Below are 13,191 nucleotides of genomic sequence, written 5' to 3'. Positions count from 1 at the left end.
AAAAAGTGAAAAAATGGTCTAAAAAAATTTTGGAAAACGCTTACAAAAGAAAACGCTTTATGTTAATATATTATTTGTAACAGGGGGAGCGATTAACAAAGGGGTAGAGCTATATAACAGATAGCTGGTAATCGTTCGAGTTACACTAAAACATCTTCAATATTTATTACTTACTTTCCTTTCTATTTGTCGGCTAGCATAAGACTAGCCGATTTTTTTATGTAAAAAGATGCAAATGGACACTGGCATGTTACTATAGCTATTAACACATTTAATTTAATTAATTATGATAAAATCATTAATATTTTTAGATATATAGGAAGGTGTTATTAATGCATAACATTGATTTGCACAAGATAGATGAAATGATAACAAAATGGTTGAAAAACGTAGACCAAATCATCCCAAATTTAATCGCGGAAATGGAAACAGATACAAAGTTAAATCGCTTTGACTTAGTGACAAATGTGGATAAACAAATTCAAAACGAATTTCAAGTATTCCTACAAACACAACTTGAAGGTCATCGGTTATTTGCAGAAGAAAAAAATAATGATGAGATAGATCCTAGACAAGGACATGTTTGGATTATGGATCCTATAGATGGTACGTCTAATTTGGTGAAACAACAGGAAGATTATTGTATTATTTTAGGTTATTTTGTAGATGGCGAACCTAAGCTTTCATATATATATGATTACCCACATCAACATTTATATAAGGCTATTGAAAATGAAGGCGCATTTGATAATGCGCAAGTGATGAAACAACCACCTAATATGGATATAGAAGAAGCCATATTATCGTTCAATACACAAGTCATGAATGATGAAACGATTCATCAATTATATGATGCGTCTTTTAGTCATAGAATTATTGGTTCTTGTGGCTTAGATTCAATTAGGGTGATTAAAGGTCAATTTGGTGCACATATCAATACTAATCCTAAACCTTGGGATATTGCCGCACAATTTTTATTTGCGAAAGAACTTGGGCTGAAAATGACAGCGTTAAATGGTGGACCTATAGATTTATCAACAGCTGCGCCATTTATTATTAGTAATGAAGGATGTTACTCCGCAGTACTTGAAATTTTAAATAGTGATATGGGTTATGAAAGATAAGATAATGTTCGATATTAAAATCATTATTCCATATTCCATTAGGATTAATATTTTTACAATAAATTTCGCATAATAAGACTTTAGAAGTATAGTAAAAATATTTTTCTATTATATAATAATAAAGGTATATAGCATGTAAAGTAATTATGGAAAAGGAATGATGGGTGTGCGCAGAACAGAAAAAAATAGAATGAGTCTACCAGCTAAAATTTTAGTTTGGTTTGTTGGCATATTATTTATATTAGCGCTATTAGCAATGATATATGTCATTGCCAAGATATTTATTACTGGAGATAAAATACATAATCCTTTAAATAGAGATTATTCACATTTAAGAAACGGCAAAGTTAATTTGAAAAATGGTGATCCATTCACGATAGCATTATTTGGTGTAGATTCGGATGCTGAACGTAAAGCGCAAGGTGGCGGATCTCGTAGTGATACGATTATGATTCTATCTATTAATCCAAAAGAGAAGAAAACAGAGATTGTAAGTGTACCTAGAGATACTCAAGCTAAAATGGTTGGTAAAGGTACAACAGAAAAAATAGCACATGCTTATGCGTATGGTGGTCCTAATATGGCTGTCAATTCATTAGAAAAATTAATGAATGTTCCCATTGATCATTACGCAACGATCGATATGGATGGATTACATGACATGATAGATACTATGGGTGGAATTGATGTTGTAAGTAACGATACCTTTACAACAAACGGAATACATTTTGAAAAAGGTAAGAAAACGCATGTTAATGGTGAAGAGGCGATGAGCTTTATTAGAAGTCGTAAAGAAGAAGGTGCTGGTGGAGATTTCGGCCGTCAAGAACGCCAACAACTCATTCTAGAAGCTATGGCTAATAAAATGACTAGTGCGTCATCGATTACACATTTTGCACCGTTAATGAATGAAATACAAAAGAATGTTAAAACAGATCTGTCATTAGGAGAACTCAATACAATTAGAAGTAAATATAAAGATGCTAATGATACAGTGAGTAGACATCAATTAGATGGTCAAGGCGGCATACAAGATGACGGATTATATTACTTTGTACCTAGCGATAGCTCACTTCAAGAGAACACGAATTTACTTAAAGACAATTTGAATTTATAACGATATCATAATAAATAATAACCAGTTTAAATTAAGGGCAATAGCGATAGTTTAAAATCGTCGCTATTGTCTTTTTTTAATTCGATTATTTGTATTGGTTTAAATACTCACATTAAACAATCAATTAAATTTTAAAAATACTTAACATTGCATGGTTAAAGTTATACAATTAAACTGATTCTATCTATACATATATGTGTGGGGCATTTTAAATAGATGGAAGTTAGACATTATAACGTTAGCATATACGGAACTATATATAATGGGGTGAAAATATGAAAGAACATTTAATCGTCACTCTAGATGGTACAGATTATTTGGTTGAACCAGGTACCAACTTACTTGAATTTATACGTTCGAGAGATACGTTCGTACCAGCCATTTGTTATAACGAGTCAATGGGGCCTATTCAAACTTGTGATACCTGTACTGTAGAAATTGACGGCAAAATAGAAAGAGCTTGTGGCACAACTATTGATAGACCAATGACAGTCAATACAACTACGGATCATGTACAAGCATCTCAAAAAGAAGCATTAGATCGTATTTTAGAAAAACATATGTTGTATTGTACAGTGTGTGATTATAACAATGGAGACTGTGAAATTCATAATACGATGGACGAGTGGGGGCTTCAACATCAAACTTATGAATATAAAGAAAAGCCATATGAAAAAGATTATGGTCCATTCTACCGCTATGATCCGAACCAATGTATTTTGTGCGGACGTTGTGTAGAGGCATGCCAAGATATTGAAGTAAATGAAACAATCAGTATTGATTGGGATCGTGAACATCCTAGAGTTATTTGGGATAATGATGTACCTATTAATGAATCTTCATGTGTATCATGCGGCCAATGTGCAACAGTTTGTCCATGTAATGCCATGATGGAAGTCAATATGGAAGGTAACGCTGGATATATGACAGATACTGAACCAGGTTCATTAGCTGCAATGATTGATTTAACTAAAAAGGCTGAACCAGGTTATGGTCCATTATTTGCTATTTCTGATTCTGAAGCGGAAATGCGTAAAGAGAGAATTAACAAAACCAAAACAGTATGTACATACTGCGGTGTAGGTTGCTCATTTGAAGTATGGACTAAAGATAGAGAAGTGTTGAAAGTACAACCTTCACATGATTCTCCAGCTAATAAAATTGCATCATGTGTGAAAGGAAAATTCTCTTGGGGACATATTAATTCTGATCAACGTTTGACGAAACCACTTGTGCGTAAAGATGGTCAATTTCATGAAGTTGAATGGGAAGAAGCGTTAGATGTTATTACAGATAATTTCAAACAAATTAAAGACAAATATGACGCAGATCATTTGGCATTCATTTCCTCTTCAAAAGCAACAAATGAAGAGTCATATTTAATGCAAAAACTTGCACGACAAGTCATTGGAACGAATAATGTTGACAACTGCTCAAGATATTGCCAAGCACCGGCTACTAAAGGATTATTTAGAACTGTCGGGCACGGTGGTGATTCAGGTAGTATTGAAGACCTTGAAAAAGCAGCAATGACTGTATTAATTGGTACAAATACTGCTGAGGCACACCCTGTTATTGCATCACGAATGAAACGAGCTCAAAAATTATTTGGACAAAAATCACATGTATTTGATATTAGAAAACATGAAATGGCTGAACGTGCAGATGAATTTTATCAACCGAAACCAGGTACAGACTTAGTATGGTTAGGTGCTGTAACGAAATATATTATTGATCATGATCTGCATGACAAAGCATTCCTAGACGAATGGGTAGATGATTTTGAGAAGTATTATGAATCATTAGCACCATTTACGATGGCATTTGCAGAAGAAGCTACAGGCATCCCTCAATCACGTTTGATTAACTTTGCTAAAGAAGTAGCTAAAGCAGAATCAGTATCTATTTGTTGGGCAATGGGTATCACACAACAAGATATCGGAAGTGATTCAAGTACTGCCATTTCAAATTTATTACTAGTAACAGGTAACTATAGAAAACCAGGTACAGGTGCATATCCATTACGTGGACATAATAACGTTCAAGGTTGTAGCGATATGGGTAGCATGCCTGACCAATTTACAGGTTATCAAAAAGTAGTTGATGATGATGTTCGTGCGAAATTCGAAAGAGAATACGGCGTCGAATTAAATAAGAAACCAGGTCGAGATAATCATCAAATGATAGAAGGTATTCATAATGGTGAAATTAATTCACTATATTTATATGGTGAAGATACAGGAATAGTTGATTCTAATATCAATTTTGTTCAAGCTGCCTTTGAAAAACTAGACTTTATGGTTGTTCAAGACGAATTCTTAACTTATACAGCAACTTATGCAGATGTTGTATTACCAGCTAGTCCGTCATTAGAAAAAGATGGCACATTCACTAATACTGAACGTCGAATCCAAAGGTTATACCAAGCACTTGATCCTAAAGGTGACTCTAAACCAGACTGGAAAATTTTCCAACTTATCGCAAATCGTTTAGGATTTAACTGGAACTACAAACATCCAAGCGAAATTATGGATGAAATTGCACGTGTGACACCATTATATGAAGGTGTAAGTTACGACTTATTAGAAGGCTTTAATAGTTTACAGTGGCCAGTGCATAAAGATGGTACAGATGAGCCATTACTTTATTTAAATGGATTTAACTTTGATAACGGTAAAGCAAAACTTTATCCATTAACATTCGATAATTTCTTCAAAGAAGATGAAGTGTATGACTTACATGTTAATAATGGTAGATTATTAGAACATTTCCATGAAGGAAACATGACATATCAAACTGAAATGATTAAATATAAAGTGCCTAATGCCTTTGTAGAAATCTCACCAGAACTTGCTGAAGATAGAGGTATTCATGAAGGTGCACAAGTTAAATTAATTTCTGAAACTGGCGAAGCTACATTAACGGTACATGTTACAGATCGCGTAAGTGGAAAACAAATTTACATTCCTTTAAATAATGATGCTTTAGAAAATGGTAATATGGGTGCAATCAACTTACTTACTAATAGTGATGTAGATCCATACACAGATACACCATCGTATAAACGTACAAGTGCAAGAATGGAAGTGATAACTAAACGTGGTAAATCACCGCTAAACCCAACTAACTTCCGTGTAGACAAACAACGTAATCCACAATATAGTGTCAGAGTTGATAAAAAATGGGCGCGTCCAGACTATATTTTCCCAGGAAATCAGGTGAATGACTGATGGCAGAAAGAATAACTCAAATTAAACGCATGGAAAAATCAGATGAACAAGTCAAAGCAGATAATCTCAATGAAGTGTTAGATGCAATATCTGAGAATAAAGATAGTATCATGAAAGCAATTCGATTAGTTAAAGTTTTAGACGAAGCGAAATTGTTAGACGCACTATCTGGTGGTATTAAAGGTAGACAAGTTATTATTAATAAATTTGCAGTCGAATTAAATAAAGATATTTATACTGGATTATTATCTAATATGGCATCATTAGTATTTTTACTTGGCGACTTAAATGTTAAAGACTTAAGTGAGATGCTCAATAGACTGAATAAAGGTATGCATGTAGCCAATCAAGCAAGTAGCCATTCCAAAACGAGTGTTCGAAGCTTGCTAGGGGTTCTTAAAGATGATGATATGAATAGAAGTATCACCTATATGCTTAATTTATTAAAAGGTATGTCTCGAGAAGATTAGATATAAGAAGAGGTCAGAACAAACAACTTTTGATGAACAGGTTTGTCAAAAGCGTGATGGATGATTCATTTTCCATCACATGTTCTGACCTTATTTCTTTATGTCGACATTTACAAATTAAATCATGTATCATGTAGGATAAGTATTATTTTAAGTGAATAGAGGTGTCATATGATTAATCCCAATATATTAAAAGCTATGGCTATCGTATCTAATGTTTTATTAGTGATTGGTATCATCTTTTTAATAATGTTGAAGTTGATATTAGCCATCACATTTTTTACGGTATCGTTGGCTATTAGTTTAGTAATATTTAATGTACTATTTCGTGATAGAACAGGTATGAAGATTGCAATTAACGTATCATTCTTTATCGTTGTCATAGCAATTGTAATCGCATATGTCGTTTTGTCTAAATAGTTAAAATAGGAGCTTTTATTGAATGAAGAAATTGAGTAAGTCCCGTGTAAGTACTATTATTATCCTCTTACTATTGATTGTTTTCGGAATACTGTATATCATTTTTGATACTAATTTATTTAATAATGATAAACGTGTGTCTTTTAACGAAGCGGTCTCACGTCAACAAAATAAAGGCGTACTTAATATGAAAGAAGATCATGGTGAGTTTAAAAAAGCAAATGAAAATGATATTAAAAAGGCCATGTCAATTCATCATGGCGATAACAAACTCAAATATATGGATATTTCCGAAAAAGTACCTATGTCAAAAGAAGAAGTTAATAAAATGCTTAAAGGAAAAGGGATTTTAGAGAATCAAGGGCAAAGTTTTATAGATGCTCAAGATAAATATGAAGTTAATATTATATACTTAATCAGCCATGCAATTGTGGAAACTGGAAATGGTGACTCTGAATTGGCACATGGAATCAAAGATGGTAAACACAATTATTATAATTTTTATGGTATCGGTGCATTTGATGAGAATGCGGTGCATACTGGTAAAAGTTATGCCAAAAAGGAAGATTGGACATCGCCACGAAAGGCAATATTAGGTGGAGCAAAATTTGTAAGGAATCAATATTTTGAAAATCAACAAATTTCACTTTATCAAATGAGATGGAACCCGAAAACACCAGGACAGAATCAATATGCAAGTGACATCCACTGGGCTGACAATATAGCAAAAATAATGAAGAAATATTACGAACAATTTGGAATCAAAAAAGACAAAGTTCGAAAAGATTATTACATTTAAATTATAAATTGATAAGAGTATCTGCTTGAAAGCGAGCGGTATACTCTTTTTATTGTGGCAAGCATATCTTTAGTTTACTCAATTTTGTAAATGTATGAGATGTGATAAAATATATAAGAATCACAATGTTGAGGTGGAATCATATGAAAATCGCAATTGTCGGTGCAGGGATCGGTGGCTTAACAGCGGCTGCACTATTACAAGAACAAGGTCATCAAGTTAAAATTTTTGAAAAAAATGATGCAATTAGAGAAGTGGGTGCGGGTATAGGTATTGGTGACAATGTCATTCAAAAACTACACAACCACGATTTAGCGAAAGGTATAAAAAATGCGGGTCAGAATTTAACATCAATGCAAACGCTTGATGAGCATAATAAACCATTGATGACTGCGCATTTAAAACGAGATACACTTAATGTTACATTATCTCGTCAAACACTAATCAGTATTATTCAGTCTTATGTACAACAAGACAGCATTTATTTAAAACATGGCGTAACTAAAATAGATAATAGTAATTCAAAAGTCATTCTTCATTTCATGGAACAAGAAAGTGAAGCCTTTGATTTATGTATTGGTGCAGATGGCATACATTCAATTGTTAGAGAAGCTATTGATAGCCAAAGCAAGGTTCAATATCAAGGCTATACATGCTTCCGTGGGCTAGTCGATGATATTCATTTAGATGAAACGGATGTAGCTAAAGAATTTTGGGGCAAACAAGGACGCGTTGGTATTGTGCCATTAATTGATAACCAAGCATATTGGTTTATCATAATCAACGCTAAAGAAAAAGATGTCAAATACCAATCATTTGGTAAGCCACATTTACAAGCACGATTTAATCATTATCCCAATATTGTAAGACAAATATTAGATAAACAAAGTGAAACAGGCATTATATTAAACGATATTTATGATATGAAACCACTAAAATCTTTCGTTAAAGAGCGTACTATTTTACTAGGTGACGCAGCACATGCAACAACACCTAATATGGGTCAAGGTGCAGGACAAGCTATGGAAGATGCAATTGTATTAGCTAACTGTTTAAAATCATATGACTTCAATGAAGCATTAGAAAGATATGATAAATTAAGAGTAAATCATACAGCAAAAGTGATTAAAAAATCACGTAAAATTGGAAAGATTGCACAATATCATAACAGTTTGATGATCAAATGCAGAAATACAATGATGAAAATATTACCGAATAAAATTGCTTCAAACCAAACTAAATTTCTTTATAAATCTAAAGAAAAATAGTGTATAAGTAAAAAGGCAATCCAAATCAATGATGTGATTTGGATTGCCTTTTGTTTTACTGTTGAGGATTAACAATGAATTGCGGCGTTTTGCCATTTAATTTTTTAATTGTATCATTTGCTACAATTTTAGCCATCATATCTCTTGCTTCAAATGTTGCATTACCAATATGTGGTGTAAGTACAACATTTTTAAGCGATTTTAATTCATCTGTAATTTTAGGTTCAAATTCATATACATCTAATGCTGCACCTTCAATTTCTTTGTCTTGTAAGGCTTTTACAAGTGCTTGTTCATTAATGATTGGACCACGTCCAGCATTAACAATATAAGCTGTAGATTTCATCTTTTTGAATTGTTCAGTATCAATTAAGTGATGTAAATCAGGATTATAGGCAGCATTAATTGTGATGAAGTCTGCATTCTCAAGTAATGTATCTAAATCAACATATTTAGCACCGATATCTCGTTCTTTTTCCTCTTTACGATGAGGTCCAGTATATAAAACATCCATATCAAATGCACGTGCACGTTTTGCAACTGCACCACCAATTTCTCCTAATCCAATAATGCCAATGGTTTTCTCAGAAACTTCTCTACCTCTAAAGAATAGGGGAGCCCAACCATCAAAGCCTTTCGTACGTGATAACTCGTCGCCTTCAACAATACGTCTTGCGACACTTAAGATAAGACCAATGGTTAAATCAGCTGTAGCATTGGTTGAAGCTTTCGGTGTGTTTGTCACATCAATATCTTTCTCACGTGCATAGTCAATATCTACATTATTAAAACCTGCACCATAGTTAGCAATGATTTTTAAATTTTTAGCACTATCAATCACATCTTTATCTACATTAGTTGATAATAAACTTACTAATGCAGTGGCATCTTTAACACCATTTATTAGCGCATCTTTACTAATTAATCCCTCATCATCGTACATTTCTACTTCGAAATGTTCTTTGAGAAGGTTTAAACCGACCTCTGGAATTGCACCTGCGATAAATACTTTTTCCATCCTAATCACTCCTTTTATCAACAGTATATAAAAAGATAATACTCTAAACAATGAATAAACATATGAGCTGAATAATATATTAATTGATTAAACGTAATCCAATGACTGATCCTAGTATAAGTAGAATACAAAGAATTCTCATAATATTTTTGGATTCATGATAAAAGATCATACCTATCATCGTACCCCCAGCTGTACCAATACCTGTCCAGATAGCATAAGCAGTACCCATAGGAATATCTATCATTGATAGTTTTAATGTACTAAAACTACATACAAAGGCAATACCAATGAGAAGAATGAAAATTTTATGTTTAGTTCTAGACCATTCATTCATCAATATAACACCAATCACTTCTAAACAACCTGCGATTAAAAGATACACCCAAGCCATTATTTGCTACCTCCTTCAACATCATCCGTTGTGGAAAGCTTTAAACCTATAATACCTATTATTAATAAAGTAACTAATAATATTTTCATAAATGTAAAAGGTTGGTTGAAAAATAGTATATCGACGATCACAGTACCAGCTGCTCCAATGCCGACGAATATCGCATACACTGTACCAACTGGTAAAGATTTCGTAGCATTGATGACGAGATAAAAGCTTAAAATGATAAAGATAAGTGTAAATAACCAACTGAAAATTGAATCAGCATTATTCAGTCCAGTAACCCATATGATTTCAACTAGTCCTGCTAGAATGACTTTTAACCATTTCAATGTAAAGGTCCTCCTTATCAAATAACAATAAGAATATTCTCTCAAATTTAAAGATATAGGGCAAAGTTTGAAATTGATGTCGTTAAGATACATTTTCAAAATAAGTTTTATTATATATGTATTTCAATATTAGGGAAGCATATTCTAAAAAAGGATGTGAATAGGGGAATAATTTATAGAAAGAAAAAAGCCTGTAAATGCTTAATTAAAAGCATCTACAGACTTTAAATGTCTATTTCATATATGAATTAGATATGAATATAATTATATGAGCTTGCTTCACCTGCAGAAATAGTACGTGTGCTTACTGAGAAAGGTCCACCGCTATAGTTCATTTCAGAAACTGTAACTGAACCGTCAGAACCAACACTTTCAACATAAGCAACGTGACCATAACCACCTGCTGATGATTGTAAAATTGATCCAGCTTTTGGTGTATGATTGACTGTATAACCAGCTTGTTGTGCAGCTGATGCCCAGTTTCTAGCGTCTCCCCAAGTTGAGCCTACTTTTCCGCCAACTTTGTCATAAACGTACCAAGTACATTGACCAGCTGTATATAAGTTACCAGAAGCAGATCTTTCTGATGTAGTATTGCTAGTAGATGTTTGAGCTGTATTATAATTATATGATTGATTATTTGATTGATTAAATTCTGCAGCATCTGCGTGATGAGCAGTTGTACCGAAATATGCAGCGCCAATGCCTGCTGTTAATGTAGTAATAGTTGCGATTTTTTTCATGATAAATATCCTCCCGAATTTTGTTTGGTTTTATTATGTAAGAAGATACGGCGTAGCGAACCGGAAATCATCTTCATTTACCAATTTAAGTTTTATCGTTTTTACGACAAGAGTAACTTTAACAGAAAATCATTACCTTGTGCGGAATGTTACAGCATCGTAATTAAATTAAAAAAACCATGACGCTCGCTGTAATAAACGAGAATCATGGTAATAAAAGTTTGTAACGCTTACAAAGTGCATCCACACTGATTTATAATTAATTTAATAAATGACCATCAATCATAAATATTACAAAGAGTTGTAATAAATGTGTTAGAGATTATTTGAAAAATCTAATGCTAAGTGGAATTAGGTATTCATTGCCATTATAGTATTTAACACATGCAATAATAGTAAAAATAAATGAAACAAAGGCTAAAACCATCATAATAATAAAGCCAATGATATAGATAATAAAACCTACAGTCATAGAGGTATCAGTACCCATACTTAACCCGATAAAAAATGGAACTAACATAACAACTAATATAATTATTGTCCAAATTGTATAGGAAATAACAAAGTTTAAGTAATTTTTACCAGCTTTATTAACGAAACGAGATTCTTTATGTTTGATTATCCAAATGATAAGCGGACCAATAAAACCACTGAATAAACTTAATAAATAGATTAACATAGCCATTAATCGAGATTCTTGGTTATCTGAATCAACTACTTCAGAAGATTGATCATGTAAAACATCATTCTGATTGTGTTCTGTCATGGTATTACCTCCATTTTATATGTAAATTAAATTTATTACATCTTTACTATATCAAATAATTATAAATTGATAAATAAGTTTTTAGATTTACTTATAACATGATATACGTTATTGTTCATTTAAAGGTTTAATTCATTTAAAATAAGGATATATAAAATTATTACAAGTTAATGGGTTGAAAATAATTGAGACGTTAATCATACCTAATTCAAGTATTTAAACATAAATGTCCAATTAAAAATGATTGTTACATCTATAATGTTTGATTTTAGTATTTAGTAGTTGTAGCAAGATTGAAAAATAGAGTGGGACTAAGAAATCTTTTTATAAAAGTCATTTCAGTCCCGCTTTTTTAATGAAAGAAAAAGATTAAGAAAGAGAGAGGATTTTAATGAAAATAGCAATTATTGGTTCAGGTAATGGTGCTGTAACAGCTGCACTAGACATGGTGGATAAAGGTCATGAGGTTAAATTGTATTGTCGTAACCAATCTCTAGAAAAATTCAATAAAGCAATAGAAAAAGGTGGATTTGATTTTAATAATGAAGGAGAAGAAAAATTCATTCAGTTCATGGATATCAGTGATGATATTGAATATGTGATGAAGGATGCAGATATTATACAAGTCATTATCCCATCTTCATTTATCGAATATTATGCAAAAGTGATGTCTTATCATGTCACAAATGATCAACTGATATTCTTTAATATCGCTGCATCAATGGCATCTATACGCTTTATGAATGTACTTGAAGATAGACATATTGATGTAATGCCTCATTTTGCTGAAGCTAATACATTAACTTATGGTACACGCGTTGATTTTAATGAAGCACGTGTCGATTTATCATTGAACGTGCGTAGAGTATACTTCTCTACATTTAATCGAGAAGAATTAAATGACAGTTATGATAAAGTTTCACAAATTTATCCGAATTTGGTTAAAGAGGAAAGTTTACTTAAAACCAATTTAGAAAATGGTAACCCAGAGGTACATCCAGGGCCTACTTTATTAAATGTTGGACGTATTGATTATGCAGATGAATTCTCACTATATAAAGAAGGGATTACAAAGCATACTGTTCGTCTACTTCATGGTATTGAATTAGAACGTTTGAATTTAGGGCGTAAATTAGGATTTGAATTAGAAACTGCTAAAGAATCTAGAATTCAAAGAGGCTATTTAGAACGTAAAGATGAGGATGAGCCGTTAAATCGTTTATTTAATACGAGTCCAGTATTCTCTCAAATTCCTGGTCCTAATCATGTAGAAAATAGATATTTAACAGAAGACATTGCATATGGCTTAGTACTATGGTCTAGCTTGGGACGTGTGATTGATGTACCTACGCCTAATATTGATGCAGTGATTGTCATTGCTTCTACTATTTTAGAACGTGATTTCTTTGAAGATGGTCTAACAGTTGAGGAACTAGGATTAGATAAATTAGATTTAGAATAGTGATTTAAAAATATGGAAAGGAAAGAGGTCTTGTTTCAAAAAGAAAAG

At 32.4% G+C, this 13,191-nt stretch carries 13 protein-coding genes; 8 read left to right on the top strand and 5 right to left on the bottom strand.

Annotated elements, in window-relative coordinates:
- Positions 1–332 precede the first annotated feature (332 nt).
- The 7 genes from ACZ267_RS00685 to ACZ267_RS00655 all read left to right on the top strand — a co-directional run bounded on the left by ACZ267_RS00685 (position 333) and on the right by ACZ267_RS00655 (position 8,428).
- A complete protein-coding gene (locus ACZ267_RS00685; RefSeq protein WP_002467031.1) occupies positions 333–1,124 on the top strand; it encodes an inositol monophosphatase family protein in 792 nt (263 codons plus the stop codon).
- A 157-nt stretch (positions 1,125–1,281) separates the two neighbouring features.
- On the top strand, positions 1,282–2,241 hold the full coding sequence (locus ACZ267_RS00680) for an LCP family glycopolymer transferase (protein WP_002467026.1): 960 nt from the start codon (positions 1,282–1,284) through the stop codon (positions 2,239–2,241).
- 275 nt (positions 2,242–2,516) lie between these two features.
- On the top strand, positions 2,517–5,471 hold the full coding sequence (fdhF, locus tag ACZ267_RS00675) for a formate dehydrogenase subunit alpha (protein ID WP_015364774.1): 2,955 nt from the start codon (positions 2,517–2,519) through the stop codon (positions 5,469–5,471).
- Positions 5,471–5,941 carry a helical membrane plugin domain-containing protein gene (locus ACZ267_RS00670; protein WP_002465484.1) on the top strand — a complete coding sequence of 157 codons (471 nt, stop codon included), beginning with the start codon at positions 5,471–5,473 and terminating at the stop codon, positions 5,939–5,941. The genes fdhF and ACZ267_RS00670 overlap by 1 nt, the downstream gene beginning before the upstream one ends.
- A 171-nt stretch (positions 5,942–6,112) precedes the next feature.
- Entirely contained in the window at positions 6,113–6,361 is a 249-nt protein-coding gene (locus ACZ267_RS00665; protein WP_002465485.1) for a hypothetical protein, read from the top strand.
- A gap of 22 nt (positions 6,362–6,383) precedes the next feature.
- A complete protein-coding gene (locus ACZ267_RS00660) occupies positions 6,384–7,160 on the top strand; it encodes an N-acetylglucosaminidase (RefSeq protein ID WP_002465481.1) in 777 nt (258 codons plus the stop codon).
- A gap of 143 nt (positions 7,161–7,303) precedes the next feature.
- A complete protein-coding gene (locus ACZ267_RS00655) occupies positions 7,304–8,428 on the top strand; it encodes an FAD-dependent monooxygenase (protein ID WP_015364776.1) in 1,125 nt (374 codons plus the stop codon).
- Positions 8,429–8,483: 55 nt separating this feature from the next.
- Here ACZ267_RS00655 and ACZ267_RS00650 read toward each other — a convergent pair whose 3' ends face one another.
- The 5 genes from ACZ267_RS00650 to ACZ267_RS00630 all read right to left on the bottom strand — a co-directional run bounded on the left by ACZ267_RS00650 (position 8,484) and on the right by ACZ267_RS00630 (position 11,681).
- Positions 8,484–9,446, bottom strand: a complete 963-nt coding sequence (locus tag ACZ267_RS00650; protein WP_002465506.1) for a 2-hydroxyacid dehydrogenase family protein — start codon at positions 9,444–9,446, stop codon at positions 8,484–8,486.
- A 79-nt stretch (positions 9,447–9,525) separates the two neighbouring features.
- Entirely contained in the window at positions 9,526–9,840 is a 315-nt protein-coding gene (locus tag ACZ267_RS00645) for a DMT family transporter (protein WP_002465510.1), read from the bottom strand.
- The gene (locus tag ACZ267_RS00640; protein ID WP_002465517.1) at positions 9,840–10,172 is read right to left on the bottom strand and encodes a DMT family transporter; all 333 of its coding nucleotides are present in this window, start codon (positions 10,170–10,172) and stop codon (positions 9,840–9,842) included. The genes ACZ267_RS00645 and ACZ267_RS00640 overlap by 1 nt, the downstream gene beginning before the upstream one ends.
- Positions 10,173–10,420: 248 nt before the next feature.
- Positions 10,421–10,915, bottom strand: coding sequence for a CHAP domain-containing protein (locus tag ACZ267_RS00635; protein ID WP_002465512.1), 495 nt, complete (start codon positions 10,913–10,915; stop codon positions 10,421–10,423).
- Positions 10,916–11,237: 322 nt separating this feature from the next.
- Positions 11,238–11,681, bottom strand: coding sequence for a DUF4870 domain-containing protein (locus ACZ267_RS00630; RefSeq protein WP_002465507.1), 444 nt, complete (start codon positions 11,679–11,681; stop codon positions 11,238–11,240).
- A 391-nt stretch (positions 11,682–12,072) separates the two neighbouring features.
- Here ACZ267_RS00630 and ACZ267_RS00625 point away from each other — a divergent pair, with 391 nt between their 5' ends.
- A complete protein-coding gene (locus ACZ267_RS00625; RefSeq protein ID WP_047210945.1) occupies positions 12,073–13,143 on the top strand; it encodes an NAD/NADP-dependent octopine/nopaline dehydrogenase family protein in 1,071 nt (356 codons plus the stop codon).
- Positions 13,144–13,191: the final 48 nt, after the last annotated feature.

The sequence above is a fragment of the Staphylococcus sp. AC872 genome, assembly GCF_979255425.1.
This window is presented reverse-complemented; position numbering and strand designations above follow the sequence as displayed.